Raw genomic sequence first — 26,137 nt, 5'->3', positions numbered from 1 at the left:
GGCTGGCGCGGCGCTTTCAGCGGGCGCCGCCGGCGTGCCAGCGGCAGCCGCAGCCTGGCTGCCTCCGTTGCCGTTGCCGCGGAAGTCCGTGACGTACCAGCCGGAGCCCTTGAGCTGGAATCCAGCCGCGGTCACCTGCTTGGAGAAAGTGCTTTGGCCGCATTCGGGGCAAACCGAAAGCGGCGCATCGGAAATCTTCTGCAAGACGTCTTTGGCGTGGCCGCAGGCGCTGCATTTGTAAGCGTAAATGGGCATCTAGGACTCCCAGGCGCGGGCCCGGCGGATCAAAAGCCGCTGTCACCGGACGCAATGTCCGGGGCCGGACCGGGTCTGAGACCGGGTCTGAAACCGGCTCCGGGTCCGGATCCGAACGGCAGCGGCGGGTGGGCGAGGCCGGAAAAAATACGGGAAAGTCTTGAATTTTAGCGGTTTTTCATGAACGGACGGTGTCCGGTCCCGGCGGCCCGCCTCGGACAGCGCCACAGGGGCGCGGCCGGCCCCACTGCCCTATACGGGAAGCAGGAACATCACGGCCGCCACCAGGGTCGGCGCCAGGGCTGACAGGAACAGCCGCCCCGACGAAATGCTGCCGTCCGGGAAGTGGTTCTTCAGGATGGCGAAGCCGGCCGGATTGGGCGCGTTGGCGATCACCGTCAGGCCCCCGCCCGTGACCGCGCCAGCCACCAGCATGTAGCGCCAGGCTTCGTTGGTGCCTTCGACCAGCGAACCCAGGTAGGTCAGCGCGGCGTTATCGGTAATGGCGGTGAGCGCGGTCGCGCCCCAGAACAGCACAAAGGGCTCGAGCCCGCCCAGCAGGTCCTGCAGCCACCATTTTTGCAGGCCGCCCAGCACCACCAGTCCGGCCAGGAAGAAACCCACCATCAGGCCTTCCTTGATCATCAGGCGGCTCTGGTAGCGCTTGTAGGCTTCGGCGAAGCCGATGAACATCATCAAGAGACCCAGGAAGATGGCCGGATGATGCGCGCTGAGCACCACGGCGACCAGGAAGACCAGATGCACCAGCATGACCAGCAGCGGCACCGGCCCACGCGCATCGCTGCCTTCGGGGGCATCCACGCCGCCGCCCGTGCCCACCGAGCGCTCCAGCAGCGCCTTGCGGCAAACGAAAGTGAGCAGCGCCGCGTTCAGGCAGACCGCAATCGCGGCGCGCCAACCGAAATGCTGCGCCATGAAGGCGGAGTCCCAGCCGAAAGTGGTGGCCACCATCAGCACGGGCGGCGCGGCATAGGAGGTCAGCACGCCGCCGATGGACACGTTGACGAACAGCACGCCCAGGGTCAGGTACTTGAAGCCCGCACGTCCGCTGCTGCGGAAATAGGCGTCGCGCAGCAGAATGGCGGCCAGCGTCATCGCGGCGGGTTCGGTGATGAAGGAGCCGCCCAACGGCACCAGCGACATCACGACAAAGAAGGTGGCCAGTTCGCGCGGCAGCGGCAGCACGCGCGCCACCACCCGCACCAGCATGCCCACCAGTTCCAGTATCGGCCGGCTGGCCGCCACCACCATGATCACAAAGACAAAGAGCGGCTCGGTGAAGTTGCGCGTGTCCATGTATTCGATGGCATGCGACGGACCCGACAGCGCCGCCATCGCCACGATCAGCACGAAGGCCCATACGCCGAACACGGCCTCGACTTCGGAGAACAGATGCCAGATGCCCGCATGCGGTCCGCCACGATGCGCGAGCCGCGCGAAGAAGGGAACCGAGAAGGTATGAAGAACCGCCACGGCGAACAGGAGGGTGGCGATGACTTCAAGTGTCTGGGGCATGTAAACGACTTCCGGAAGAAAGATGCGACAGCGCAGGCGCCGCCCGGCGGGCCTGCGGGACAAGGGTCGCAATATAGCGCAAGGCCTTTACCGTGTAACGCAGGGTCAACACCAAGGAGCGTGTGTGCCCCGCCGCTATTTCCGCTGGTCTTTTGCGTCCGCCTGGGTGGCCCCAGCGCCCTGCCGCGCATGCTGGAACGGCAGCAGCCGCAGGTCCAGCGCCGCCGGTCCGGGCGCGTCGACGTCGATGATCGCGGCGCACAGCGGCAGGAAGGCCGCGCGGAAGTGGTTCTTGGCCTTCACGCACAGCAGGCGCACCTGCTCGAGGTCGATGCCATGCAAGGTGAAGAATCCCGGATCATTGGCCGGCGCCACCAGCTCGGTGATGATGACCAGCACATTGGGCCTGTTGCGCAGCGACAGTAGCGCGGTGCGGCCGCAACGCGTGCGCACGCCGGTTTCCATCGGCCCGGTGTTGCTGAATTCGCCGTCGGTGTAGCGCTCGACCCGGAATGCCGCGCGCACCGGCGGACCGAAGTCGCGGCTCACGCGGCCGCCCAGCGCCAGCTCACAGTGGCCGCCTTGACCAACTTCATACGCGCGCCGCACCGCCTGCGGATCCGCGAAGCTGGCGAACACGCAAGACAGATCGATCCGCGCATCCAGCAAGGCGCGGAACAGTTCCGGCGTATCGCACACGCCTCCCGACAACGGGTTGTCGCCCGGATCGGTGACGGCCACCAGGCCGCCCGCGCGCGCCACTGCCACGGCTTGCGCCAGGCCCTCTTGCGGTGTCGGCAGAGTGACCGCAAACGCGGGCGCCAGACGCCGCATGGCGGCCATCATGGTCTCGGCCGCGGCCTGCGCCCGCGCGCCCGCGGCATCACGGGCCGTGTCGGCCACCACCAGCACCGATGCGCCGGTATCGACGGTATCCGCGTACGGAAAGCCGCCGAACACCGAGACTTCGGCCACGCCCTCGCCCACGTGGGCGGCGGCAAGATCCTGCAGCTCGCGCATCGGGCCGGCATCGGTGCGCATGTTGAAACTGGACAGCAGCAAATCCGGCTTGGCCACCAGCACCCGCGGCGACAGCGTGCCGGCCTGCGCACGCAGCAACATGTCGAGCACCCGCCCCGCCGCCTCGCGCATGTCTATGTGGGGATAGGTCTTGTAGCCGCTGGCGCAATCCAGCAGGCTACCCAGTTCAGGGGCCAGGTTGGCGTGCAGGTCGAAGCTCGCGCCCAGTGGCACATCAGGTAGCAAGGCGCGCACGGCGCGCACGAAGTCCAGGTCGGGCGTCTGCCGCCGGTCGGTAATGGCGGCGCCGTGCAACGACAAGTAGACGGCGTCCCAGCCAGCCTCTTCCGCGGCCAGCTCGGCCAGTACCTCTTCGGTAAAGGCGCGGTGCACGGCGTCTGCTATCGGCCCGCCAGGCAGGGCGGATGCGCAGCGCAGGGCCACGACCTCCCAATCCGGATGCGCGCGGGCGAACTCTGCGACTTCCCCCAGTTCGGTGGCCGTGCCAGCGGCGGCAGCCAAGGCATCGCCGCCCTTGCGCCACTCGCGCCGTTCGAAATCCGCCATGGCGCAAGGCACCGGGCAGAAGGCGTTGCCTTCGTACCAGAAGCGCGCCACCGCCAGCCGTTTTTTCGTGCCCTTGCCCATGCGTTTCCCCGCTTATTCCGGACGGATGTCGGTGCCTTCGATCAGGACGCGGTACTTTTCGCGCTCGTTCTGCAGATGCTGCGCCAAGGCTTGCGGCGAGCCGCCCATGGGCTGCGCCGCCAGGGCGGCCAGCCGTTCACGGGTGCCAGGCGCATCCAGCACCCGCTGGGCCGCGGCGTTGAGCTTGTCGATGACCGGCTGAGGCGTACCGGCAGGCGCCATCACCACGAACCATGAGGTCAGCTCGAAGCCCGGCACGGTCTGCGCGATGGCTGCCACGCCGGGCGCCGCGGCGACCGGCTGGGCCGAGGTGACGCCCAGGGCCACCAGCTTGCCCGCCTTGATCAGCGGCAAGGCGGTGGGCAGGTTGTCGGCGCACAGATCGATCTGTCCGCCCAGCAGGTCGTTATTGGCCTGGCTGGCACCCTTGTACGGCACGTGGCGGATATCCACCTTGCCCATGCGCTTGATCATCTCCAGCGCCAGGTGGCCCGAACTGCCCACGCCCGGCGAGCCCCAGTTCAGCCGTCCAGGCTCGGCGCGCGCGGTGCGCAGCAGGTCGTCCATGTTCTTCAGGCCGGAACCGGGATGCGTCAGCACCACGTTGGGCACCTGCGCCACGTAAGCGATCGGCGCGAAATCCTTGACCGGGTCGTAGCCGATCTTCTTGTAGACGTAGGCATTGATGATCTGCGTGCCGGGCGTGCCCAGTAGCAGGGTGTAGCCGTCCGGCTGCGCGTGCGCTACCTCGGACGCGCCCAGGCTGCCGCCCGCGCCGGCCTTGTTGACCACCACCACGGATTGGCCGAGTTCGGCGCCCAGGCCCTCGGCCATCAGGCGGCCCAGCAGGTCAGTGGTGCCTCCGGCGGCAAACGGCACCACCAGCCGCACCGGCTGCTCCGGCCAGGCAGCGCTGGCCTGCCCAGCCGCGCCCAACGCGGCAAGCGCCGCCATCCCGAAAGTCCAACGACGCAACAGACTGGAAAAATTCATGACGCCCCCTTGAGCGAATGATGACGCAACGGCCAATGCGGCAATAAAACCGTTTGGTTTATTTTTCCAATAAATATACCATGTGTTTTATTTTGAAAACCAAGCCAAACCGCGAGCGCCGCAGGACACCATGAGCCGCATCATCCATCGCAACTCCCATCCCCTGCCCGTCGCCATCAAGGGCGAAGGCGGCTTCATCATCGACCAGGAGGGCCGGCGCTACTTCGATGCGTCGGGCGGCGCGGCGGTCTCGTGCCTGGGGCATGCCCACCCCGAAGTGCGCGCCGCCGCCGTCGCGCAGCTGGACGCGCTGGAGTATGCGCACACCAGCTTCTTCACCACGCCGGCGGCCGAAGAGCTGGCCGACCTGCTGGCGGCCAACAGCCCGGCGGGCCTGGGCAACGCCTATTTCGTTTCGGGCGGCTCGGAAGCGGTCGAGACCGCCTTGAAGATGGCGCGCCAGTACCATGTGGAGCGCGGCGAACCGGGACGCTACCGCTACATCGCGCGGCGCCAGAGCTATCACGGCAACACGCTGGCAGCCTTGTCGGTGGGTGGCAACGCCGGCCGGCGCGCCCTGTACCAGCCCGTGCTGATCGAAAGCCACCACGTCTCGCCCTGCTTTGCCCTGCACTATCGCGAGGACGGTGAAGGCGACGAGCAGTACACGGACCGCCTGGCAGTAGAATTGGACGCCGAGATCCTGCGCCTGGGCCCGGATACCGTGTCCGCCTTCATCGCCGAAACCGTGGTTGGCGCCACCGCCGGCACCGTGGCCGCCGTGCCCGGCTATTTCCGCAAGATCCGCCAGGTCTGCGACCGCCACGGCGTGCTCTTGATCCTGGACGAAGTCATGTGCGGGCTGGGCCGCACCGGCAGCTATCACGCCTTCGAGCAGGAAGGCGTGGTGCCGGACCTGTTGACGCTGGCCAAGGGTTTGGGTGGCGGCTATCTGCCGATCGGCGCCGTGCTGGCGCATGACCGCGTCATCGGGGCCATCAACGCGGGCTCGGGCGCGTTCCAGCACGGCTACACCTACGTCGGCCACCCGGTGGCCTGCGCCGCGGCGCTAGCGGTGCAGCGCATCGTGCTGCGCGACAAGCTGGTGGAACGTGTGGCGGACATGGGCGCGCAGTTCGGCGCCATGCTGGCCAAGCGCCTGGCAGACCATCCGCACGTCGCCGACATCCGCGGCCGCGGCATGTTCTGGAGCGTGGAACTGGCCGAGGACCCCAGCAGCCTGCGTGCGTTCGCGCCGCAGCGCCGCCTGCATGCGCGCATCAAGGCCCAGGCGCGCGACCTGGGCCTGCTGTGTTATCCGGGCGGCGGCACCGTGGACGGCAAGGTCGGCGACCACGTGCTGCTGGCGCCGCCCTACATCAGCACGGCCGATGAATTGGCGTTCGCGGTGGACTCGCTGGCGCGCGCCATCGACCTGGCGCTGGCGGACGATACGCCATAATACGCGGCACCTTACCCGGAGCGCAGATGGATAAAGCCGCCATCGACAAATTGATCGAAGCCCAGTTTTCCGCCCTGCCGCCCAAGCTGCGGCAGGCAGCCCGCTATGCGATCGATCATCCCAAGGACATCGCCCTGGAATCGATGCGCGCCGCGGCCGGCCATGCCGGCGTGCAGGCCGGCGTCATGCTGCGCCTGGCCCGGCAACTGGGATTCGATACCTACGAGGCGTTCCGCCAGCCGTACCGCGACTGGCTGGCCGCAGGCGGATCCAGCTTCTCGGGTCGCGCCACCGCATTGCGCAAGCGGCCACAACACGACGCCGATGCAGGACTGGTCGCCGACATCCTCGACGCGGAAGTCCGCAATCTGGGCAGCAGCCTCGGTCCCGCTGCCCTGCCCGCGCTGAAGACTGCGCATGGCCTGCTGGCGGGCGCGCGCCGCATCTATGTCATCGGCTTGCGCAGCCTGTATCCGGCGGCCTATCACTTCAGCTATGCCTGCGGCATGTTCCTGGACAAGGTCACGCTGCTCTCCGGCGTGGGCGGCACGCTGGCCGACGAGTTGCGCCGAATTGGCCCGCGTGACGCGCTGGTCGCCTTCAGCCAGGCGCCCTATGCCCAGGCGGCGGTCACGGCGGTGGAATTCGCGCGCGAGCGCGGCGCCAGCGTGGTCGCGGTCACCGACAGCGCGGTGTCGCCGATTGCCCCGGGCGCCCAGGCGTTGCTGCTGGTGGCCAACGACACGCCCTCGCTGTTTCCCTCGGTCGTGCCTGCGCTGTCCATCGCGCAGACACTGGCCGCCATGCTGGTCGCGCACAGCGGCGAGGACAGCCTGCGTGAAATCGCCAATAGCGAAGCGCAGCTGCAGCGCTTTGGCGTGTACGCGGAAAAGCGCTGAGGCGCCGCCTCAGGCGATCGGCGCCAGCGGCTCGCCGCCTTGCTGCGCCTCTTTCATTTCCATCAGCAGGCTGTGCAGCATCTCGGTGGACAAGCCGTGCAGCACCAGCCGGTAGCCCGCGCGCAAGGTCGACATCGGCACCAGCGGATGGTTGTTGTTGACCAGGATCAGGTGCTGCGGCGCGCCCAGCAGCTTGGCCGCATAGATGCCGATGGTCTCGTCCAGCTGCAGCGAATTGGCCGCGCGCCAGAAGTCGTTGTCGGTCAGCATCAGCTGGTACAGCGGCGTGAACAGCTCGATGGCGCTTTGCAGGTCGAGGAAGTTCAGCTTGCCCTGCGGCATGTCTTCAAGCAGCAGGTCCGGATCGCGGATCATCGAGAAATCGACCCGTTCCGGCGCATGCATTTCCACGCCGGCATCGCGCAGCGCCTGGTTCAATCGGATGACGAAGTTGAACAGGTTCAGGTCGTGCTTGACGAACATTTCGTCCTTCAGGTCATCGATATCGCGCGGCTCCAGCGGCGTGGTGGTGATGCGCACCGGCGAATTGGCCGCGATGAACGACAGGATTTGCGCGCCCAGGTGAAAGTGGCGCAGGATCAGCCAGTTGGCCTCGGGCGACACGAAGCGCTTCAAGCCCCAGGCCAGGATGCGGTGCAGCAGCTTGGAATGCGACCAGCGGCGCGGCAGGAAGGTCTTGATGACCTGGATCAGGATGATGAAGGCGCGCGCCAGCGGCCGCAGGAACGGCAGCAGGTACTGGCGCGAGGCGCAGCTGGAATCCGTCAGCCAGGCCTTCTTGACCTTGTCGGGCAAGGGCGTGCTGCGGTCCAGGTAGAGCGCCAGCCAGGGGCTGGGATCGGCGGGATCGTGCGGCTTGGCAAGGAATTCGGGCTCTTTGCTCATGACGCGTCGCCTTCCATCACGTGGTGAAACTGCATCAGGTACAAAGCCGCCGTGCGGCGCGCCGTGTCGACGATGCGCTGTTCGGCGCGGCCGTCCTCGTCGCAGTCCAGCGCCAGTTCCACCGCCGACAACCAACGCGCCAGGTGATGCTCGTCGTTGTGGCCGTGGTATTCCAGGAAGCGGAAGGCGTCGGGCGGCAGCTGCAGGCTGGCCTTGAGCAGCGGCAACAACGCCGGCACGATGCGCTGGCCCGTGCCTTCGATGATGTAGATGGCGCCCAGCAGGCCGATCGGATCGCGCGTGGCGGCCAGGCCGTGCAGGTAGGCGTTAAGCGCTTCGCCGCCGGGATTGCGGCGCAGGGCATCGATGCTGTCCACCGACCCGCCCGCGTTGCGGTAGTCCTGGAACAGGATCTGGAAATCGTTCTGCTCTTCGCCGGCATGCGTATCGATCAACGCGGCCAGCGGCGCGTACTGCTCCGACAGCGAGGCGGCGCCTTCGCGCATCCATTTGCTGCCTTCGCGCACCTGCGGAATCCAGTTCTCCATCCAGTTCAGGTAGTCGGCCGTCTGGAACTGGCGGTTGCGCAGACGCCGCACCACCGGCGTGCGCCACACGCGCGAGCGGTAATCGTGCCAGATCGCGGCCAGCTCGGTCAGCAGCTGGCCCAAGCCTTGCGGAGCCATGTCCGGATCGTGCGGCGGCGCGATCGCGGCGGCGTCGTCGCTGTTCGCGTCTTCTCGCGCCGCAGCCACGGCGGGCGCGCCCACGGCGATCTGCGGCGCGTGCACGGCCTCGGCTTCCAGCAGCATGTACGCGGCCATGAAACGGCCCGATTCCGGGATGTAGCAGAAGATCTGCTCGCCTGGCTTCACTTCGCGCGTTTCCAGAAACTCGGCCAGCATGATCAGGATGGAGGCCGCGCCGGTATTGCCGCGCCACGCCAGGTTGCTGAACCAGCGTTCGCGCGGGATCACCAGGCCGGCCTTCTCCATCAGGTCTTCCACCACGGGGATGAATTTCTCGGACGAGTAATGGCACAGGAAGTGGTCCACCTGGTCTGGGTCCACCCAACCGTCGCGCACCAGCTTGGCGTATTCATGGATGCCGATGTCGAACAGGTGCGGCAGCAGGCGGATGTCCTGGCGCAAGGACAGCGCGCCATCGGCCTCGGCCTCGTTCCACGACGGATAGTCCAGATGGCCCTTGGCTCGGTCGGCCGACAGGCCCAGCTGCATGCACACCGGATAGTCGCCCGAGAACGAGCGCTGATGCACCCACTTCAGGCGCAGGCGCACGCCTTGCGAGGCGCCCGGCAAGGGCCGTCCGCTATTGCCCAACAACACCGCTCCCGCGCCGTCCGACAGCATCCAGCGCAGGAAATGCGCGTCGAAGTCGGCGTCGTAGCCGCGCGCCGCGAAGCGCGAGCGCTTGAACAGCCGCGACGGCAGCTCGCTGGCCACGGCCAGGGCGCTGGCATGTCCGCCCAGCTCCACGCCCTGCGCGGCCGTCTGGATGGCCGACACGCCCGCGGCGCAGATGCCGTGCACCGACAGGGTTTCCATCGGATGCGCGGCCAGCTCGCCCTGGATCATGTTGGAGAAACCTGGCATCAGCGCGTCTCCGCCCGACGAGCCGCTCGCCAGCAGCGACACGGCCGCCAGGTCGCTGTCGTGGCGCCGCAGGCAATCGCGGATGGCGTTGGCCGCGAGCTGCGCGTTGGTGTACACCGTAGCGCCCTCGGGATCGATTGCGTAGTAGCGCTGCTTGATACCGTTCTCGGCCAGGATGCGGCTCTTGATGCGGCTGGACATGCGGTTCAGCGGCGCAATGTAGCTGTCCATGGCATCGTTGGACACGGGCTCGCCCGGCATGAAGTAGCCGGCGCTTTCCAGGTAGACACGATGAAACGCAATGGGCATGAGAGGCCTCTGGTGGATGTGGAGAGTGCAGCGCTAGCGGATGTGCTCGGGCGCCATGCATGAACGGCTGCGAAAGCGCGGCATGAAGGCGCCCAGCACGAACACGCGGAACATGTAGGGCGTGAGGCCCGGCTCGTTCAAGGCCGGATTCACGCGACTGCGGTATTGCTCGCGGTGCAGGCGCGTCAGTTCGGACCAGTGCGCCCGCGGATGCTCGTGGTGCGCGGTGTGCAGGCCGATGTTGAAGAGCAGCGGATTGACCAGGCCTTCGAAATTGCGCGCATAGTTCAGGCCCGCGACGGACCGGGGCCCGCCGTCGGCGTGCGCATGCTGCAGGTAGTTGGTGGCCAGCAGCCAGTGCAGCCCGTGCAGTTGCGGCACGATGACGAACACCAGCGCCTTCACGGGGTTGACCGCCAGCAGCCCGCCCCACAGACCCAGCCATACGCCGTACTGCGCCATGCAATAGCGCCAGGCGCCCGGCCAATGCCGGTACAAGCGGCCCAGCCACGCGAAGAACAAGGGATACAGCACCCAACCCGCCTGCAATGGATGGATCAGGTAGCCCCACAAATGGTTGGTGTCGCCGCCGAAGCGGTAAGTGCGCGCCACGTCGCGCACGCCATGCTTGTAGCGGTGGTGGTTGGCCACGTGCGCCGGATAGAACACGAAGGTCGGGTGCCCTTGCAGCAGCGTGATCCAGAAATCGGTGGCGCGGTTGGTCCAGCGGCCGCGCCACATGCGGATGTGCGTATGGTTGTGATGGATGACGCCCACGCCCAGGGTCAGGAACAGCATCAGGCCGTATAGCGGCCACCAGAAGCCGTACACCCACTGCCAGGCCGCCAGCGCGGGCAACGCAGCCAGGTAGGCCAGGCTTTGCCAGTCGCGCCGGCTGCGCAGCGACGGCAGCCGGCGCTGCCGCTTAAGCGCGCCCGCCAAGCGATTCTCGTTGCCGGAAAGCATTCAGCTGGGACTGTGCCGCCTCAGCCTTGAGGCGGGTGCGGAACAGGCGGTCCATGAAGGTGAACTGGAAACCGTAATTGCCGTTGTAGCAGGCATGGTGCAAGTGATGCCTGCGGCTGGCGGCGAACCAGTGCGCATAGGACACGTTGGGAAAGAAGTCGTAGTTGGCGTGGCCGATGCAATTGAAGAACAGGCTGAACAGCGGCACCGACGCCAGCGACCAGAAACTGAAGTCATGCAACACCATGGGCAGCATGATCACGTTGCCCAACATCAGCGCTTCGATGGGATGGAAGCTGTAGGTCGAGAACGGCGTGGTCACGACCGAGCGATGATGCGGCAGGTGGAAGCGGCGCAGCAGCTTGGTGTGCAGCAGGCGGTGGTTGATCCAGAAATGCACGTCGTTCCAGGCCACCAGCACCAGGATCTCGACCGTGATCTTTTGCCAACTGGCATCCGGGTCCAGGTGCGCCCAGCCCAGCTGCAGCAGGCCCCACGGGAAAATCATGCCGGTGCCGAACAGCAGGATGGACAGGCCGGACTGTGCGAATTCGCGCCGCAGCTGGCCCGGCGCCAGCGGGCGCGGATCCAGCGCTCGCCCGATGCCCAGCGCGGGCAGGATGTGCTGCGTCAGCAGCCAGGTGGCCGCACCGAAGACCAGATAGATGCCGCTGAAGAACAGCAGGCCCGCCAGCATGACTTGCCAGGCGGACAAGGCTACAAAAGCTTGGGCCATGAACGTTTTGTTTCACCCGAAGAATGGCCGCATGATAAGCAATCCGTCAGCTTCCCGGTAGGACATTTATTACTAAATGAATCCGAACACCACAAAGCTGGCGGACTGCTCACCAAGTTCGGGCTACTGGCAGGGATATTGCCGGTTCAGTCCCGCCACGGCGGCGTCCATGCGCGCCGCCAAAGCCGTGCTGGCGGGCGGCATGGGCATGCGCAGTTCCTCGCTCAGCAGGCCCTGACGCCCCAGCTGTGCCTTCAAGGGACCGGGATTGGGTTCGGCGAAGGTCAGTTGGATGACCGGGACCAGCGCGTGGAACAGCTTGCGGGCCAAGTCCAGCTGCTGGGCCTTCACGGCCTGGTGCATGGCCACGAACAGGTCGGGACGGATATGCGCCGCGGCCGCGATCATGCCTGCGCCCCCCAGGCTCATCACCGACAGCGCCTGCAGGTCCTCGCCCGCCAGCACGTGCATATTGCCGTCGGCGATCAGGGCGATCGTCTTTTCCAGCAAGCCGCCGCAGTCCTTGATGGCCGCGATGTTGGGATGCGCGGCCAGCGCCAGCAGGGTCGCTGTATCCAATGTCGTGCCAGTGCGGTAGGGGATGTCGTAGAGCACCAGGGGGAAGCGCGAGGCATCGGCCAGGCAGCGGAAATAGGCGGCGGCGCCTTCCTGGCCGGGGCGCACGTAGTACGGCGCCGGCGCCAGGATGCCGGCCAACGGACGCGTGCCGAAAGCCGCCAGCCGCTGCATCACGTGTCCGTGATGGTTGCCCGCCAGGCCCATGATGACGGGCAGTCTGCCGGCCTCGGTCAGCACGGCATCCAGCACCGCCAGCTGCTCGGCATCGTCCAGCGACGCGGCCTCGCCGGTGCTGCCGCACACGACCAGCCCATCCACGCCCGCCGCGGCGTAGTGGCGCACCAGGCGGCGCAAAGCCCCGCCGTCCACGGCGCCGCCGGAAAACGGCGTGACGAGAGGCACCCAGACGCCCTGGATCGGAGATTGATGATGAGATTGCATGTGAACACTCCTGCGTTGTAAGCGGACCGTGGTTGAGGACCGTACAGAAGTGCTCGGGATACTAGGGGATGCGCGGACGGCGCCAAGCGCCGCCAGGAGGCCGCTGTTCCGTCGCCCATCTGACGGAACAGCATGCTCCGGTCAGATGAGCGGCTGTTTTTTGGATTTCAGGCCGGCGCAAGCCAGCACCACGCCCAGGGCGCGGAACGGGAAAGCGGATTGGATGGCCTGATGAATCATGAATGCGGGAACGGATGCGGTGGTGTGCAAGCGCAGATGCGGAAATCTACCGGGAGGCCGCAACCGTGTCAACGGCGTGCAGCGCGGCGGCGGCGCGGCTCAGCCCAGGCTGGCCAGGAACACCGCGCACAGGGCTTCCATGCCCTGGCGGTCGTCTTCGTCGAAACGATCCGGCACCGGGCTGTCCACGTCCCACACGCCGATCAATTGGCCCTGATGGACCAGCGGCACCACGATCTCGGAACGCGAAGCCGCGTCGCAGGCGATGTGGCCGGGAAACGCATGCACGTCAGGCACCAGCTGCGTCTGCCGCTGGCTGGCGGCCGCCCCGCATACGCCGCGGTTCAGCGGGATGCGCACGCAAGCAGGCTTGCCCTGGAACGGACCCAGCACCAGTTCCGTGCCGTCAAAGAAATAGAAGCCCGCCCAGTTCAGGTCGGGCAGGGCCTGGTAGGCCAGCGCGCTCAGGTTGGCGGCATTGGCGATGCGGTCGGGCTCGCCTTCGAGCAGGGCGCGGGCCTGGGTGGCCAGGCCGGCATACAGGGCGGCCTTGGAGTCGGCGACGATGGGAGCGGCTTCGAACATGGCAAATGTAACTGTACAGGCGATTATCGATGCAGGTGATTTTAGGGGTTCCCGGCGTTATGGGGGCCGGGCCTCTGCCGTGTGGGACAATAGTTTTTTGCCGAATGTTTTTCCGCCGGGCCACCCAAGGGACCAAGCGCCCGTATTTTCCTACCCTTCTTTTTCAAGAAGCACTCCATGGACAAGCCTCTCGAACCTGCGTTTTCCTTTTCGGAACGCGCCCAGCAACTCACCAGCTCCGCCATCCGCGAGATCCTCAAGGTCACCGAGCGCCCCGAAGTCATTTCGTTCGCTGGCGGCCTGCCGGCGCCCGGCGGCTTCCCGGTAGAGGTAGTTCGCGCGGCATTCGACAAGGTACTGTCCACCAACGGCCGCGCCGCCCTGCAGTATGGCCCCACGGAAGGCTTTGCGCCGCTGCGCCAATGGGTGGCCGATGATCTGAACAAGGCCGGCGCCAGCGTTGCCGCCGACCAGATCCTGATCGTGTCGGGTTCGCAGCAGGCGCTGGACCTGCTGGGCAAGGTGCTGATCGACAAGGACAGCAAGGTGTTGGTCGAAGATCCCAGCTATCTGGGCGCGCTGCAATCGTTCAGCCTGTACCAGCCCAACTTCGTGCCGGTACCCACCGACGAAGGCGGCTTGATCCCCGAAGCGATCACGCCTGAACTGGCTGGCGGCGCCCGCTTCCTGTACGCCCTGCCCAACTTCCAGAACCCCACCGGCCGCACGCTGAACCTGGAACGCCGCATCGCGCTGGTCAAGCGCGCCGCGGAACTGAACCTCACCATTGTCGAGGACGATCCCTACGGCGAACTGCGCTACGCCGGTGAACCGCAGCCTGGCCTGATCGCGCTGGCTGCCGAGTACGGCGCCAACGTCGTTCGCTTGGGCACGTTCTCCAAGGTGCTGGCCCCCGGCCTGCGCCTGGGCTACATCGCCGCCGCGCGCCCGCTGATCAACAAGCTGGTGCAGGCCAAGCAGGCCACCGACCTGCACACGCCCACGCTGACCCAGATGGCCGTGTACGAGATCGTCAAGGACGGCTTCCTGGAAGAGCACCTGCCCAACGTGCGCGAAATCTACCGCGCCCAGGGCAGCTGCATGCTGGAAGCCATCAAGCAGGAATTCCCCGACACCGTCACCTGGACCAAGCCTGAGGGCGGCATGTTCATCTGGCTGACCTTGCCCGAACACATCGACAGCACCAAGCTGCTGGAAAAGGCCATCGCGCAAAACGTGGCGTTCGTGCCCGGCGCGCCGTTCTACTGCGGCGCCGGCAAGACCAACACGCTGCGCCTGAGCTTCGCCACCGTGCCGGAAGACAAGATCCGCCGCGGCATCGCGATCCTGGGCAAGCTGCTGAAAGGGGTGTGACCCCCCCCGAAGCGCCTGCGGCGCTTCCCCCCAGGGGGCGCCGCTACGGACCGGCGGAGCCGGATCCGTGCGGCCCCACTTTCGCCACGACAGTGGCGATATGACGAGGGTGCCTCGAAGGGGCTACAGGACATGAACGGCGGCTGGGCAGGATGCCCGGCCGCCGTTGTTTTATGCTCTTGGTTTTCCCATTCCGTTTCGCCGTGACAGTGAGCGCCCCCCAACCATCCCCCGTTGACCTCAGCGACATCGTCTTCACCGACTGGGTCGAACGCTGGCTGCCCAAGTCCTGGCGGCCCTATGCCCGCCTGTGCCGCCTGGACCGCCCCATCGGCACCTGGCTGACCCTGCTGCCGGCCATCGCCGCGCTGGTCCAGGCCGCGGGCGGCCTGCCGGACCTGCGGCGGCTGATCGTGTTCTCGCTGGGCGCGCTGCTGATGCGCGGCATTGGCTGCACCGTCAATGACATGTGCGACCGCAATTTCGACAAGCACGTCGAGCGCACCCGCTTCCGCCCGCTGACCAGCGGCCAGCTGACGATGAAGAACGCGGTCTGGTTCCTCATCGGGCAGTTGCTGGTCTGCGGGTCGCTGCTGTTTTTCCTGAACGAAATGAGCCGTTGGCTGGCCGTGGCGGTGCTGCCCTTCGTCTTCATCTACCCGCTGTGCAAGCGCGTCACGTACTGGCCGCAAGTAGTGCTGGGCATCTGCTTCAACTGGGGCATGCTGATGGCCTGGTCGGACACGCAGAACCACGTGCCGCTGGCCGCCATCGCCATGTGGGCGGGCGCGGTGCTGTGGCAGGTCGGCTACGACAGCATCTACGCCTACGTGGACGTGCGCGACGACCGCAGCCTGGGCCTGCATTCCACCGCCATGCGTTTCGGCGACCAGGGCAAGCTCTGGATCGGCGGCTTCTACCTGGCCACCATCGCGCTGTGGGCCTGGGGCGGCTACGCCATCGGGCTGTCTTGGGCCTATCAGGTCGGCATGGTGGCGGTGGCGGTGCACCTGGCGTGGCAGCTGAAGGTCTTCGACATCCAGCGGCCCGACCGCAACTTCATGCTGTTCCGCGCCAACCTGTGGCTGGGCGCCCTGCTGGTCGCCGCCGCGCTGGCCGGCACGCTGATCCGCTGAGGGCTGCGTCGGCAGCGCCCTGATCGCGGCGCTGATGCCCCGTTGACGCCGCGCATTGCCGGCGGCGCCGACTGGGGCCATGATGTAGCCACCGCAACGCTTTACGGAGACCACGCATGCCCTCACTGCTCAAATCCCTGGCCTTGTCGGCCGCCGCGGCCGCCGCATTCGTGGCGATCCCGGCCCAGGCCGCCAGCGATTGCTCGGCCCAGCGCGGCTGCGCCGCCAAGTTCTGCGAAATCGAAAACGACATCGCCGCCGCCAAGGCACAGAACAATACCCGCCGCGAAGCCGGGTTGCGCAAGGCCTTGGCCGAGGCGAAAGCCCATTGCACCGACAGCCGCCTGCAGTCGCAGCGCGAAGCCGATGTGCGCGACAAGCAGAACAAGGTCGCCGAACGCGAAAGCGAGCTCAAGCAGGCCCGGGCCAAGGGCAAGCAGGACAAGATCGACAAGGCCCAGCGCAAGCTGGATGAAGCCCAGGCGGAATACAACGCCGCGCTGGTCGAACTGAACCGCTGATCCTCCGCCCTCCTGCCAGCCCCGGGATCAAGCCGGGGCTGCGCGCCCCACTTCCCCCCCGCCGCCGCCTGACCTCCGCCCCTCCCGGGTGGACTACCTCCTATGGTGTCATCAAACGGAAATTTCACCATCCATGGTGCCATTTGGTGAAATGGAAACCTATTAGTCTTCTTTTTGGAAAGATGTTTTCAGAGAATCAGGGTTTATCCGGGGGTGTTTTGAGGCCAGAATGCATCTCATCGGGACACAGCAAGCGAACCCCAGGCAATCAGGTCAGCGGTTCGGCTCCCAAGCTCAAGACACTGGAGGTCTGCCATGAAAACCCTTGCTACCGCTTTGATGCTGTCGATGTCCGTTCTGGCTGCCGGCGCCCAAGCCGCCGAGGCTGATCAGGGCCCCACCCGCGCTCAAGTCCAGGCCGAACTGCAACAGGCCAAGATTTCGGGCCAATACACCTTCGGCGAAGAAGGCTACCCCGCCGCCATCGCCCCGAAGTCGACCCTGACCTCGCAGCAAGTGCAAGCTGAACTGCAGCAAGCCAAGAACGCCGGCGAAGTGACCTTCGGTAATCTGGACTACCCGCCCGTCGCCGCGGCTGAACAAGCCACTTCGCTGACCCGCGCCCAGGTCCGCACCGAACTGGCCCAAGCCAAGTCGGAAGGCCTGGTCACCTTCGGCAACCTGGACTACCCGCCCCTGGGCAGCTGATCCCCCCCTGGCCTCCCCGGCCAGGCAGCGCCCCGAAGCCCTCCGGCCCCAAACCGGAGGGCTTCGTTTTTGACGTTTCGACAATAAATTAAGTCGAATTAACGTTACCGATGGCCGATTCGACTATTTAGCATCTACACATCGACAGCGACCCCGCATAGGATGAGCTCACCCATCCCCCTTCCATGCAGGAGCCGCACCATGACCACCGTCTCTCCCCGGCCCGTCCTACTCCTGGGCGCCGGAAAAATCGGTTTCGCCATCGCCCTGATGTTGGAACGCAGCGGCGGCTACTCGGTGCTGGTTGCCGACCAGGATCCCGCGCGGCTGCGCATCGCGGCCGAGCTGGGCTGCGAAACCCGCCAGATTTCCGACGACGACTCCGTGGCGCAATGCATCGAAGGCCGATACGCGGTCATTAACGCCTTGCCCTTTCACCGCGCCGCCGCGGTGGCCGGTCTATGTGCCAAGGCAGGCGTGCACTACTTCGACCTGACGGAAGACGTGGCCAGCACGCACGCGATCCAGGCGCTGGCGGAAACCGCAAGCAGCGTACTGATGCCCCAATGCGGCCTGGCTCCAGGTTTTATCGGCGTGGTCGGCAACGCACTGGCGCGCCGCTTCGACACCCTGCTGGACCTGCGCATGCGCGTGGGCGCCCTGCCGCGCTATCCCTCCAACAGCCTGCGCTACAACCTGACCTGGAGCACCGAGGGGCTGATCAACGAATACTGCAACCCTTGCGAGGCCATCGTCGACGGCCAGTTGACCAGCGTGCCCGCCCTGGAAGGCTACGAAACTTTCGCGCTGGATGGCGTGGAATACGAGGCCTTCAACACCTCGGGCGGATTGGGCACCTTACCCGCCACCTTGCGCGGCCGCGCCCGCAACGTGGACTACAAATCGGTGCGCTACCCGGGCCACTGCAGCATCATGAAACTGCTGCTCAACGACCTGCGCCTGCGCGACCGCCGCGACCTGCTCAAGGAAATCTTCGAGGCTGCCATACCCACGACCGAACAGGACGTGATCGTGATCCAGGCCTCGGCGTCCGGCCGCCGGCGTGGCCGCCTGGAGGAAGAGTCCTACCCCATCCGCATCTTCGGCGCGGAAGTCGACGGCCATCGCCTCAGCGCCATCCAGCTCTCCACCGCTGCCGGAATCTGCGCCGCGGTGGACCTGGTGGCGCAGGGCGCCTTGCCGCAGCGCGGCTTCGTGGGCCAGGAAGCGATAGACCTGGATACGTTCATCAACAACCGTTTCGGCCGGGTCTATGCGGGCAAACCGCTGGCCCTGGCAGGCAGCGGCGCCATGGCCGACCGCTGAATCCGGTCGCGCGCCGCCCCCGGCGTCCTATCCCGCAAAAGCGCACGGCGGGATGGGACGCTAGCTCCAACCTTCCAGGCGCAACGTCGCGCGCACCAGGCGCTGCTCTTCCTGCTCGATATCGGCCAGGCTCTGGCGCACGCTGTCCACGTGGTCCGCGGCGGCCTTGCGCGCCTGCTCCGGCTGGCGCGCCGTTACGGCGTTGAACAGCCGCGTGTGCTGCCGGTCGATCTGGCGTTTCTCGGGTTGGCGATGGTACAGGTTGTTGACGCAGGCGAAGACCGACCCCAGCAGCAGATCCGTCAAGGATTGCAGCGTGTGCACCAGCACCGGATTGTGCGAAGCCTCGCAGATGGCCAGATGGAAGGCATGGTCCAGATGCGCATGCGTCGCCGTGTCGGTGGCGGTGCCCTGGGCCGCCACCATTTCGTCATAGCGGCGGCGGATCATGATGAAATCCGCCTCGGTACCGCGTATGGCTGCCAACCGGGCGGACTCGGCTTCCAGCAGCGAACGCACTTCCAGCAGGTCATAGAGCGTGCGCGGCTGCGAATTGAACAGATGCATGAGCGGCCCGGCGTCGACCTTGGAAATGTGCGCCACATAGGAACCCTTGCCCTGCGCGGTATGGATGATCTCGCGCGCGCGCAACAGCTTGAGCCCTTCTCGCAAGGCCGTGCGCGACACGCCCAGCTTCTCGGTCAGGCGCCGTTCGGAAGGCAGCGCCTGGCCGGCCTTCAGCACTCCGTCCAGGATCAGGCGCTCGATCCGCTCGGCGACCTCGTCCGCCACCTGACGGGGCTTTTCTTCTGTTTCCGCGTACATGCACTCTCCGTCACCAGTGGTATGACCAAGCGGCCCATCGATAGGAGCCATTGGATCACACCCCTGTAAGTCGCTGATATAAAACCATAAAAAATACGTATTTGCCTATATGGCAGCGCACAAACTGGTATGACCAGTGAGTTTTGATATGGACATTGAGAGAGACGCGAACGATGATGTCGGGACCAGATACGCCCGGCGCGCGGCGTCGGCCAGTCCCTTACCGCTAGAGAACCGCATGACTCAACGCATCCAGCACCACGGCCTGCAAGTGGCGGCCAATCTCAACCAATTCATCGAACAGGAAGCCCTGCCCGGCACCGGCCTGGATGCCGACGGCTTCTGGCAAGGCTTTGCGGCCCTGGTGGACGACCTGGCTCCCAAGAACCGCGCGCTGCTGGCCGAACGCGACCGCCTGCAGGCCGAACTCGACGCCTGGCACCGCGCCCATCCCGGCCCCATCGCCGACCCGGCCGCCTACCGCAAATTCCTGGAAGGCATCGGCTATCTGCTGCCGCAGCCCGCCAGCGTGCGCGCCACCACCGAGAACGTCGATACCGAGATCTCGCAGCAGGCCGGCCCGCAGCTGGTCGTACCCATGTCCAATTCGCGCTACGCGCTGAACGCCGCCAATGCGCGCTGGGGCAGCCTGTACGACGCGCTCTACGGCACCGACGCCATCCCCGCCACGCCCGGCGACACGGGCCGCGGCTACAACCCGGAACGCGGCGCCGCCGTCATCGCCCGCGCCCGCGCCTTCCTGGACACGGCCGCGCCATTGGCCCAGGGCTCGCACGTCGACGCCCGCGGCTACACCATTGAAAATGGCCAATTGCGCGTGGCGCTGGCCAATGGCTCGACCGGCCTGAAGAATGCCGCGCAATTCGCCGGCTACCAGGGCGAGGCATCCGCACCCTCGGCCATCCTGCTCAAAAACAACGGCCTGCACTTCGAAATCCAGGTCGACCGCAGCCACAGCATCGGCGCCACCGACGCCGCAGGCGTCAAGGACGTGCTGGTGGAAGCCGCGCTCACCACCATCATGGACTGCGAGGACTCCATCGCCGCAGTGGACGCCGACGACAAGGTCCACGTCTATCGCAACTGGCTCGGCCTGATGAAGGGCGACCTGACCGAAGAGGTCACCAAGGGCGGCAAGACCTTCACCCGCAAGCTCAACGCCGACCGCAACTACACGCGCCCCGACGGTTCGCCGCTGACCCTGCACGGCCGTTCGCTCATGTTCGTGCGCAACGTCGGCCACCTGATGACCAACCCGGCCATCCTGGACCGCGAAGGCCGCGAGATCCCCGAAGGCATCCTGGACGCCGTGGTCACCAGCCTGGCCGCCTTGCAGGACCGCAAGCACAAGCTGAATTCGCGCACCGGCTCCGTCTACATCGTGAAGCCCAAGATGCACGGCCCGGTCGAAGCCGCCTTTGCCAGCGAATTGTTCGACCGCGTCGAAGACCTGCTGAAGCTGCCGCGCAACACCCTGAAAATGGGCATCATGGACGAAGAGCGCCGCACCAGCATCAACCTCAAGGCCTGCATCGAAGCCGCCGCCGCGCGCGTGGCCTTCATCAACACGGGCTTCCTGGACCGCACCGGCGACGAAATGCACTCCAGCATGGAAGCCGGCCCCATGCTGCGCAAGGGCGACATGAAGTCCACCGCCTGGATCACCGCCTACGAGCGCAACAACGTGCTGGTCGGGCTGGACGCCGGCTTGCGCGGCCGCGCCCAGATCGGCAAGGGCATGTGGGCCATGCCGGACCTGATGGCCGCCATGCTGGAACAGAAGATCGCCCACCCCAAGGCCGGCGCCAATACCGCCTGGGTGCCTTCGCCCACCGCCGCCACGCTACACGCGCTGCACTACCACCAGGTCGACGTGCAGGCGGTGCAGCAGGAACTGGAACGCACCAAGCTCGACAGCGTGCGCGACGACTTGCTGGGCGGCCTGCTGACCGTGCCGGTCGGCGACCCATCCAAGTGGTCCGCGCAGGACATCCAGCAGGAACTCGACAACAACGTCCAGGGCATCCTGGGCTATGTGGTGCGCTGGATCGACCAGGGCGTGGGCTGCTCCAAGGTGCCGGACATCCACAACGTCGGCCTGATGGAAGACCGCGCCACCCTGCGCATCTCCAGCCAGCACATCGCCAACTGGCTGCGCCATGGCGTGACCAACCGCGAGCAGGTCACGGAGACCTTCAAGCGCATGGCCAAGGTGGTCGACGGCCAGAACGCGGGCGATGCCCTTTATCGCCCGATGGCCGGCAATTTCGACACCTCGCTGGCGTTCAAGGCCGCCTGCGCGCTGGTGTTCGAAGGCCTGACCCAGCCCAACGGCTACACCGAGCCGCTGTTGCATAAGTACCGCCTGGAGTTCAAGGCCGCCCAGGCCTGATCCCGACGCGCTACGCCGCAGCACGCAGATCGGACAGCCTTGCTGTCCGGTTTTTTTTGGGGCGCGACCCTGAAAAATAACGCGCGCAATTTAGCACGGTCGTGCTAAATTGCGCGCATGACTGCCAAAACCGAGAAAAGCGAACTGACCTTCGCGGCCATTGTGGACGCGGCCCTGGACATGGCCGCAGCACAGGGCATGGAAAGCCTGTCGCTCGGCCAGGTGGCCAAGCGCCTGGGCATCAGCAAAAGTGGCGTGTTCTCGCGCGTGGGTTCGCTGGAAGCCTTGCAGCAGGCGGTGCTGGACGAATACGACCGGCGTTTCGTCGGAGCCGTATTCACGCCGGCCATGGCCCATCCCCGCGGCCTGCCTCGCCTGAACGCCCTGGTCTCGCTCTGGATCGAACGCGCCAGCAACGTCGAAACGCTGACCGGCTGCATCTACGTAGCGGGCGCCTTCGAGTATGACGACGTGGAATCCCCCCTGCGCTCGGTGCTGGAAGGCAATCTGCGGCGCTGGCGCGACGCCATGCTGCGCACGGTCAACCAGGCTCTGGAAGCCGGCCATGTCAGGCCGGACACGGATCCTGAACAACTCGTGTTCGAGGTCTACAGCCTGATGATCGGGCTGATGCACGACGCACGCTTCCTGCGCGACCCCAAGGCCCCCGAGCGGGTGCGGGCCGCTTATGAACGATTGATTTCCACCTACCGCAGTTTCAAGTACCTCGAGTAGTCGTTTTTTTGCGCCGGCCCGTGCCGGCAATTCTTCACTTAAATTTCGCACGATCGTGCGAAATTTGTCCAGGAGCCTGCCATGTGGATTGTTATCGCAGTAATCGCCGCTACAGCGGGGGCCAGAGTCTGGCTGCAGTGGCGCGCCCTGCTGAAGCAGTTGCCGGACTGCGCCGAGCATCTGGTACTTTTCTAGAATGACATGGCCATCCCGTTCTATATTTCGAGTTCGCCTCCCCCGAACGTCGTCATGCCGCGCTCCAATCATCTACTGATCATCGATCCGCAGAATGACTTCTGCGATCTGCCCGAGTCCTACCTGCCCAGGGATCCCGTGACGGGCGCCGCGCACGCGCCCGCCCTGCCGGTGGCTGGCGCGCATGCCGACATGCAGCGGCTGGCGCGCTTCATCGACACGGCCGCGCCCGCGCTCACGTCGATCACGGTGACGCTGGATTCGCACCACCGCCTGGACATCGCCCATCCGACCTTCTGGTCCACCGGCGATGGCCAGCCGGTGGCTCCGTATACGCCGATCACGGCGGCCCAGCTGCGCGCCGGCGATTTCCGGCCGCGCCACGCCGACGACCTGCCGCGCACCTTGTCCTATCTGGACGAATTGGAAGCGCGGGGCCGCTACACCCTGATGGTATGGCCGCTGCATTGCGAGATCGGCACCTGGGGCCACAACGTGCATGCCGACGTGCGCGCGGCCTACAGCCGCTGGGAAGACGAGCGCCAGTTCATCGTGCGCAAGGTGCCCAAGGGCATGAACCCCTGGACCGAGCACTACAGCGCGCTGATGGCCGAAGTCCCCGACGCCGACGATCCGCGCAGCCAGCTCAACCACAGCTTGCTGGATTCGCTGGATCGCGCCGAAACCATCCTCATCGCCGGCCAGGCCGGCAGCCATTGCGTCAAGGCCACCGTCGAACACCTGGCCGAGCATCTGCCCGGCCGCGACCTGTCGCGCCTGGTCCTGCTGACCGATTGCATGAGTCCGGTCGCGGGCTTCGAAGACGCACAGGCGACATTCCAGCAGCGCATGCGCGACCTGGGCATACAGGCGCGCACCAGCGTCGACATGGCGCGGGCGCTGCTCGCGGCCTGATTGCGCCGCGCAAAGACAACGGCCGCCTGCTTGCGCATGGCGGCCGTGGCTGACAGGCTGGATGGAGAGCGCTCAGGCGCCGCCTTCGTGGCCTTCGCACTGCACGTACAAGGCGCCGATCGCTTCGCATAGGGCGGCGGGTTGCTGGAACAGGCGCGCAATCAGTATGCAACCCTGCACCGTGGCGAACACCGCGCGGCCGGCCGCCTCGGGCGTGCCGGAGAACTTCATCGTGCCCTGCGCCGCGCCTTCGGCCAGCACCCTGGCCAGCCAGGCTTCGTGCGCGCGGAAGAATCCCTGCAATGCGCCGCGCACGCGTTCGGGCAGCGAGTTGACCTCGGCCGCCAGCATGCCGGCCAGACAGAGTTCGCCGGACCCGCAGGCGCGCGATTCCATCATCGACAGATATTGATCCAGCTGCTCCTGCGCCGGCAGCGAAGTATCGATGGCGCGTATGGCAGCCAGCGCACGCGTGCTGTAGGCGTCGACAGCCTCGTAGAGCAAGTCGTCCTTGCCCGGAAAGTAATAGTGGATGCTGGACGTCTTCACGCCCACGTGCTCAGCCAGGTCGCGGTAGCTGAAGCCGTTGCATCCGCGCGTGCGGATCAGCTTCTCGGCATGGGCCAGAAGCTGTTCGCGAGTGGTGTTGGAAGTAGGAGTGTCCATGGCTGAATATTACCTACTAATAGGTTGATTCGTCATCGGTTCCGGCAGCGTTGCCACTGCTCCAAAACCCTTGCGGACCCCGGCCGGGATGCACATCCCGCCCCCCGGGGTCCACATGTGCCAGCATAAGGTTCAGCCTTGCACGGGCGGGTAGGCCAGTTCGCCGCTCTCGGTCAGGCCATGCGCACGGGCGGCGGCCAGTTCCTGTTGCACTTGCGTGCGGGTCTTGCCGCCGGCCGCGGCAAACATCGTGGCGGCGTAACCTTCTTCGCCAGACACCAGCTCGCCGTTGGCGCGCGCCTGGGCCAGCTCTTGTTGCACCTGGGCGCGGGTCACCGTGCTTTCGGTGTTCAGGGGAGGCGGATAGTCCAGCTCGCCGGCTTGGGCGGCGCCGATGAAGGAAGCGGACAGGATCAGGGCGGATACGAGGGTCTTCATGGTTGATCTCCAATAAGGATCGGATGCAGCATCGGGGTTTTGATAGAGTTATCTACTTATAGATAGATATCGCGTGAAAAACTTAGCCTTGCACGGGCGGGTAAGCCAGTTCGCTACTGTCGGTCAGGCCTTGGGCGCGCGCGGCGGCCAGTTCTTTTTGGACTTGGGCGCGGCTCTTGTCGCCGGAGGCGGCAAAAATCGTGGTGGTGTTGCCTTCTTCGCTGGATGCCAGTTCGCCATTGGCGCGGGCTTGGGCCAGCTCTTGTTGCACCTGGGCGCGGGTCACCGTGCTTTCGGTGTTCAGGGCGGGCGGATAGTCCAGTTCGCCAGCTTGGGCGGCGCCGATGAAGGAAGCGGACAGGATCAGGGCGGATACGAGGGTCTTCATGGTTGAGCTCCAGATAACGATTGCGTAGCGGTTCAAAAACTATCTACTTATAGGTAGATGAAGAGGGAAATAAAAAAGCGGTCCTACTGTATTTCTGATTTCGACTGCGGCGTGTGTTTGGTTTGCTGCGTCGATGGATGAATCTTATCTACTACTAGGTAGATAGCGCAAGGGGGTTTTGTGAAACAAAATAATTCTGCTGCGCAAAAACCGGGAATTCGCCTCGACGCCATCACGTGCAAGCCGCAAGGAAATCAGGCATTGCAGGGACTGACCCGCATGGCTGATGTGCGATAAATCCTCGATAGCCGCAACTGCCGGGCGCTCAGCCCATGAAGTTCATTCTCACGCGGACGGTGCTGCCCCGTGCCACCAGCGTTCCGGCCTCGGGTTCCATCGAGACGATTTCCTCGTGCCCGAAACCCGGTTCACGTTGCAACGCAATGATCTCGATGACGAGACCGGCCGACTTGGCGCTTGGCATGGTCAGGCCCATGTCGTCGCCCTCCTCGATTTCCTTGCGGGTGTGCCAGGCGGGCACGATCACCCCAAGCGAACTTACCAGCGCCTGCACCAGCTGGGCGCTGGCTTGCACGGTATCCCGGAGTTGCCGGACTTCGTTGCGCAAGTCCGAAATCTCGGCGTGCAGGGTGGCGCTCTGTTGCGCTTCACGCGCGCTGCGGTCCGCGGCAGCCCGATCCGCGACATCAAGGTAGGCCAGCGCCGTGATCAGATCCCTGTGGCTGTCCTGCACATAAGAGGCGATCAACCAGGTCCGCAGATCGCCTTCGGGCGTGAGAAAGAGGCCTTGGATGTTGTCGGCGGCCGGCGAATAGCGGATGCTGTTGCGCGCCTCAAGCGAGTACTTCTCGCTTTGATCGCAGGGGTAGTCGGGTCCTACGGGCATGGCGTCCTCCCATCCAAGAACAACGCTGAGCTTGGCGGCTGGCTACGGCGCAAACCGTGCCAACCAACCTGCCCTGAACGGGACTCAGATTACTGCGTAAGCCCCGGCGTCGGAAGCCCTTCAGCCGTGGCGCCGCAGGACTATCGCCCAGGCTCTGCGCGGGGCTGCGCCATCCGCGGCATGACCTCGCGCCTGCGGCAAGCCTGGCGTTCAGCGGAAGGCAAGAAAAAGGCGCTTGCCCAGAGGGCAGAGGCCTTCTAACAACGAAATTCCGCTGACGCTGAATCAGAAGGGAATATCGTCGTCCATATCCGCCAGATTCGCACCGCTGCTGGCCGGAGCCGCTGCGGGAGCCGGACGCTGCTGCGGGGCCGGGCGTTGGGCCGGGGCGCGCTGCTGCGC

General features: G+C 65.8%; 25 protein-coding genes and 1 pseudogene. 10 read left to right on the top strand and 16 right to left on the bottom strand.

The window, feature by feature from the left end:
* The 4 genes from WBB14_RS18970 to WBB14_RS18955 all read right to left on the bottom strand — a co-directional run.
* Positions 1-255: FmdB family zinc ribbon protein (locus WBB14_RS18970; RefSeq protein ID WP_424241197.1), on the bottom strand; the 255-nt coding region annotated here is incomplete at its 3' end.
* A 252-nt stretch (positions 256-507) separates the two neighbouring features.
* On the bottom strand, positions 508-1,791 hold the full coding sequence (locus WBB14_RS18965; RefSeq protein WP_424241196.1) for a putative Na+/H+ antiporter: 1,284 nt from the start codon (positions 1,789-1,791) through the stop codon (positions 508-510).
* A gap of 135 nt (positions 1,792-1,926) precedes the next feature.
* Positions 1,927-3,459 (bottom strand): M81 family metallopeptidase, encoded by a 1,533-nt coding sequence (locus tag WBB14_RS18960; protein WP_424241195.1) that lies wholly within the window; start codon positions 3,457-3,459, stop codon positions 1,927-1,929.
* 12 nt (positions 3,460-3,471) lie between these two features.
* Positions 3,472-4,452 carry a Bug family tripartite tricarboxylate transporter substrate binding protein gene (locus tag WBB14_RS18955; RefSeq protein WP_424241194.1) on the bottom strand — a complete coding sequence of 327 codons (981 nt, stop codon included), beginning with the start codon at positions 4,450-4,452 and terminating at the stop codon, positions 3,472-3,474.
* Positions 4,453-4,582: 130 nt separating this feature from the next.
* Between WBB14_RS18955 and WBB14_RS18950 the strand changes: the two genes are divergently transcribed.
* Positions 4,583-5,914, top strand: a complete 1,332-nt coding sequence (locus WBB14_RS18950) for an aspartate aminotransferase family protein (RefSeq protein WP_424241193.1) — start codon at positions 4,583-4,585, stop codon at positions 5,912-5,914.
* 26 nt (positions 5,915-5,940) lie between these two features.
* Positions 5,941-6,813 carry a MurR/RpiR family transcriptional regulator gene (locus tag WBB14_RS18945; RefSeq protein ID WP_424241192.1) on the top strand — a complete coding sequence of 291 codons (873 nt, stop codon included), beginning with the start codon at positions 5,941-5,943 and terminating at the stop codon, positions 6,811-6,813.
* Positions 6,814-6,822: 9 nt separating this feature from the next.
* Here the strand turns inward: WBB14_RS18945 and WBB14_RS18940 are convergent, their stop codons facing one another.
* From WBB14_RS18940 to WBB14_RS18915, 6 genes are all read right to left on the bottom strand, one after another.
* Positions 6,823-7,719, bottom strand: coding sequence for a DUF6999 family protein (locus WBB14_RS18940; RefSeq protein WP_424241191.1), 897 nt, complete (start codon positions 7,717-7,719; stop codon positions 6,823-6,825).
* The gene (locus WBB14_RS18935) at positions 7,716-9,641 is read right to left on the bottom strand and encodes an iron-containing redox enzyme family protein (protein WP_424241190.1); all 1,926 of its coding nucleotides are present in this window, start codon (positions 9,639-9,641) and stop codon (positions 7,716-7,718) included. The genes WBB14_RS18940 and WBB14_RS18935 overlap by 4 nt, the downstream gene beginning before the upstream one ends.
* Before the next feature lie 33 nt (positions 9,642-9,674).
* Positions 9,675-10,607 carry a fatty acid desaturase gene (locus WBB14_RS18930; protein ID WP_424241189.1) on the bottom strand — a complete coding sequence of 311 codons (933 nt, stop codon included), beginning with the start codon at positions 10,605-10,607 and terminating at the stop codon, positions 9,675-9,677.
* Positions 10,567-11,343, bottom strand: a complete 777-nt coding sequence (locus WBB14_RS18925) for a sterol desaturase family protein (protein ID WP_424241188.1) — start codon at positions 11,341-11,343, stop codon at positions 10,567-10,569. The genes WBB14_RS18930 and WBB14_RS18925 overlap by 41 nt, the downstream gene beginning before the upstream one ends.
* 123 nt (positions 11,344-11,466) lie before the next feature.
* Positions 11,467-12,363, bottom strand: coding sequence for a 4-hydroxy-tetrahydrodipicolinate synthase (gene dapA / locus WBB14_RS18920; RefSeq protein WP_424241187.1), 897 nt, complete (start codon positions 12,361-12,363; stop codon positions 11,467-11,469).
* Between the two features lie 339 nt (positions 12,364-12,702).
* Positions 12,703-13,188 carry a GAF domain-containing protein gene (locus WBB14_RS18915; protein WP_424241186.1) on the bottom strand — a complete coding sequence of 162 codons (486 nt, stop codon included), beginning with the start codon at positions 13,186-13,188 and terminating at the stop codon, positions 12,703-12,705.
* Positions 13,189-13,365: 177 nt separating this feature from the next.
* On the opposite strand from WBB14_RS18915, the gene WBB14_RS18910 reads away from it, so the two are divergent.
* The 5 genes from WBB14_RS18910 (at position 13,366) to WBB14_RS18890 (ending at position 18,253) form a co-directional block, all read left to right on the top strand.
* On the top strand, positions 13,366-14,562 hold the full coding sequence (locus tag WBB14_RS18910) for a PLP-dependent aminotransferase family protein (RefSeq protein WP_424241185.1): 1,197 nt from the start codon (positions 13,366-13,368) through the stop codon (positions 14,560-14,562).
* 209 nt (positions 14,563-14,771) lie between these two features.
* Positions 14,772-15,698: a 4-hydroxybenzoate octaprenyltransferase gene (ubiA, locus tag WBB14_RS18905; protein WP_424241184.1), complete on the top strand. Its 927-nt coding sequence runs from the start codon at positions 14,772-14,774 to the stop codon at positions 15,696-15,698.
* A 116-nt stretch (positions 15,699-15,814) separates the two neighbouring features.
* Complete coding sequence (locus tag WBB14_RS18900) at positions 15,815-16,219, top strand: DUF1090 domain-containing protein (RefSeq protein WP_424241183.1); 405 nt, start codon at positions 15,815-15,817, stop codon at positions 16,217-16,219.
* A 315-nt stretch (positions 16,220-16,534) separates the two neighbouring features.
* Complete coding sequence (locus WBB14_RS18895; RefSeq protein ID WP_088143440.1) at positions 16,535-16,927, top strand: DUF4148 domain-containing protein; 393 nt, start codon at positions 16,535-16,537, stop codon at positions 16,925-16,927.
* Between the two features lie 201 nt (positions 16,928-17,128).
* Positions 17,129-18,253 carry a saccharopine dehydrogenase C-terminal domain-containing protein gene (locus tag WBB14_RS18890; RefSeq protein WP_424241182.1) on the top strand — a complete coding sequence of 375 codons (1,125 nt, stop codon included), beginning with the start codon at positions 17,129-17,131 and terminating at the stop codon, positions 18,251-18,253.
* A 60-nt stretch (positions 18,254-18,313) separates the two neighbouring features.
* Here WBB14_RS18890 and glcC read toward each other — a convergent pair whose 3' ends face one another.
* Positions 18,314-19,078, bottom strand: a complete 765-nt coding sequence (gene glcC, locus WBB14_RS18885) for a transcriptional regulator GlcC (protein ID WP_013396917.1) — start codon at positions 19,076-19,078, stop codon at positions 18,314-18,316.
* A gap of 238 nt (positions 19,079-19,316) precedes the next feature.
* On the opposite strand from glcC, the gene WBB14_RS18880 reads away from it, so the two are divergent.
* The 3 genes from WBB14_RS18880 to WBB14_RS18870 all read left to right on the top strand — a co-directional run bounded on the left by WBB14_RS18880 (position 19,317) and on the right by WBB14_RS18870 (position 23,336).
* On the top strand, positions 19,317-21,491 hold the full coding sequence (locus WBB14_RS18880) for a malate synthase G (RefSeq protein ID WP_424241181.1): 2,175 nt from the start codon (positions 19,317-19,319) through the stop codon (positions 21,489-21,491).
* Between the two features lie 117 nt (positions 21,492-21,608).
* Positions 21,609-22,226 (top strand): TetR/AcrR family transcriptional regulator, encoded by a 618-nt coding sequence (locus tag WBB14_RS18875; protein WP_424241180.1) that lies wholly within the window; start codon positions 21,609-21,611, stop codon positions 22,224-22,226.
* Between the two features lie 249 nt (positions 22,227-22,475).
* Positions 22,476-23,336 carry a cysteine hydrolase gene (locus tag WBB14_RS18870; protein ID WP_424241179.1) on the top strand — a complete coding sequence of 287 codons (861 nt, stop codon included), beginning with the start codon at positions 22,476-22,478 and terminating at the stop codon, positions 23,334-23,336.
* A 72-nt stretch (positions 23,337-23,408) separates the two neighbouring features.
* On the opposite strand, the gene WBB14_RS18865 is transcribed toward WBB14_RS18870, so the two are convergent.
* The 5 genes and pseudogenes from WBB14_RS18865 to WBB14_RS18845 form a co-directional block, all read right to left on the bottom strand.
* Positions 23,409-24,002, bottom strand: coding sequence for a TetR/AcrR family transcriptional regulator (locus WBB14_RS18865; protein WP_207467393.1), 594 nt, complete (start codon positions 24,000-24,002; stop codon positions 23,409-23,411).
* A 132-nt stretch (positions 24,003-24,134) separates the two neighbouring features.
* Positions 24,135-24,440: a DUF4148 domain-containing protein gene (locus WBB14_RS18860; protein WP_424241178.1), complete on the bottom strand. Its 306-nt coding sequence runs from the start codon at positions 24,438-24,440 to the stop codon at positions 24,135-24,137.
* An 82-nt stretch (positions 24,441-24,522) separates the two neighbouring features.
* Entirely contained in the window at positions 24,523-24,828 is a 306-nt protein-coding gene (locus WBB14_RS18855) for a DUF4148 domain-containing protein (RefSeq protein WP_332015859.1), read from the bottom strand.
* 325 nt (positions 24,829-25,153) lie between these two features.
* A complete protein-coding gene (locus tag WBB14_RS18850) occupies positions 25,154-25,735 on the bottom strand; it encodes a hypothetical protein (protein ID WP_424241177.1) in 582 nt (193 codons plus the stop codon).
* A 285-nt stretch (positions 25,736-26,020) separates the two neighbouring features.
* A pseudogene (locus WBB14_RS18845) lies at positions 26,021-26,137 on the bottom strand (single-stranded DNA-binding protein); the annotation flags it as partial.

The sequence above is a fragment of the Achromobacter sp. genome (assembly GCF_049647645.1).
Taxonomy (GTDB): Bacteria; Pseudomonadota; Gammaproteobacteria; order Burkholderiales; family Burkholderiaceae_B; genus Achromobacter.
Note: the sequence above shows the minus strand (reverse complement) of the source record. Positions and strands in the feature narration are given on the sequence as shown.

Excerpts from the sequence above, each read along its gene's own strand:
- WBB14_RS18925 (WP_424241188.1), bottom strand. The coding sequence starts at position 11,343 with ATGGCCCAAGCTTTTGTAGCCTTGTCCGCCTGGCAAGTCATGCTGGCG.
- WBB14_RS18870 (WP_424241179.1), top strand. The coding sequence starts at position 22,476 with ATGCCGCGCTCCAATCATCTACTGATCATCGATCCGCAGAATGACTTC.
- WBB14_RS18960 (WP_424241195.1), bottom strand. The coding sequence starts at position 3,459 with ATGGGCAAGGGCACGAAAAAACGGCTGGCGGTGGCGCGCTTCTGGTAC.
- WBB14_RS18910 (WP_424241185.1), top strand. The coding sequence starts at position 13,366 with ATGGACAAGCCTCTCGAACCTGCGTTTTCCTTTTCGGAACGCGCCCAG.
- WBB14_RS18875 (WP_424241180.1), top strand. The coding sequence starts at position 21,609 with ATGACTGCCAAAACCGAGAAAAGCGAACTGACCTTCGCGGCCATTGTG.
- glcC (WP_013396917.1), bottom strand. The coding sequence starts at position 19,078 with ATGTACGCGGAAACAGAAGAAAAGCCCCGTCAGGTGGCGGACGAGGTC.
- WBB14_RS18945 (WP_424241192.1), top strand. The coding sequence starts at position 5,941 with ATGGATAAAGCCGCCATCGACAAATTGATCGAAGCCCAGTTTTCCGCC.
- WBB14_RS18955 (WP_424241194.1), bottom strand. The coding sequence starts at position 4,452 with ATGAATTTTTCCAGTCTGTTGCGTCGTTGGACTTTCGGGATGGCGGCG.
- WBB14_RS18900 (WP_424241183.1), top strand. The coding sequence starts at position 15,815 with ATGCCCTCACTGCTCAAATCCCTGGCCTTGTCGGCCGCCGCGGCCGCC.
- WBB14_RS18940 (WP_424241191.1), bottom strand. The coding sequence starts at position 7,719 with ATGAGCAAAGAGCCCGAATTCCTTGCCAAGCCGCACGATCCCGCCGAT.
- WBB14_RS18855 (WP_332015859.1), bottom strand. The coding sequence starts at position 24,828 with ATGAAGACCCTCGTATCCGCCCTGATCCTGTCCGCTTCCTTCATCGGC.
- WBB14_RS18950 (WP_424241193.1), top strand. The coding sequence starts at position 4,583 with ATGAGCCGCATCATCCATCGCAACTCCCATCCCCTGCCCGTCGCCATC.
- WBB14_RS18880 (WP_424241181.1), top strand. The coding sequence starts at position 19,317 with ATGACTCAACGCATCCAGCACCACGGCCTGCAAGTGGCGGCCAATCTC.
- WBB14_RS18850 (WP_424241177.1), bottom strand. The coding sequence starts at position 25,735 with ATGCCCGTAGGACCCGACTACCCCTGCGATCAAAGCGAGAAGTACTCG.
- WBB14_RS18965 (WP_424241196.1), bottom strand. The coding sequence starts at position 1,791 with ATGCCCCAGACACTTGAAGTCATCGCCACCCTCCTGTTCGCCGTGGCG.
- WBB14_RS18860 (WP_424241178.1), bottom strand. The coding sequence starts at position 24,440 with ATGAAGACCCTCGTATCCGCCCTGATCCTGTCCGCTTCCTTCATCGGC.
- WBB14_RS18890 (WP_424241182.1), top strand. The coding sequence starts at position 17,129 with ATGACCACCGTCTCTCCCCGGCCCGTCCTACTCCTGGGCGCCGGAAAA.
- dapA (WP_424241187.1), bottom strand. The coding sequence starts at position 12,363 with ATGCAATCTCATCATCAATCTCCGATCCAGGGCGTCTGGGTGCCTCTC.
- WBB14_RS18915 (WP_424241186.1), bottom strand. The coding sequence starts at position 13,188 with ATGTTCGAAGCCGCTCCCATCGTCGCCGACTCCAAGGCCGCCCTGTAT.
- WBB14_RS18930 (WP_424241189.1), bottom strand. The coding sequence starts at position 10,607 with ATGCTTTCCGGCAACGAGAATCGCTTGGCGGGCGCGCTTAAGCGGCAG.
- WBB14_RS18935 (WP_424241190.1), bottom strand. The coding sequence starts at position 9,641 with ATGCCCATTGCGTTTCATCGTGTCTACCTGGAAAGCGCCGGCTACTTC.
- WBB14_RS18865 (WP_207467393.1), bottom strand. The coding sequence starts at position 24,002 with ATGGACACTCCTACTTCCAACACCACTCGCGAACAGCTTCTGGCCCAT.
- WBB14_RS18895 (WP_088143440.1), top strand. The coding sequence starts at position 16,535 with ATGAAAACCCTTGCTACCGCTTTGATGCTGTCGATGTCCGTTCTGGCT.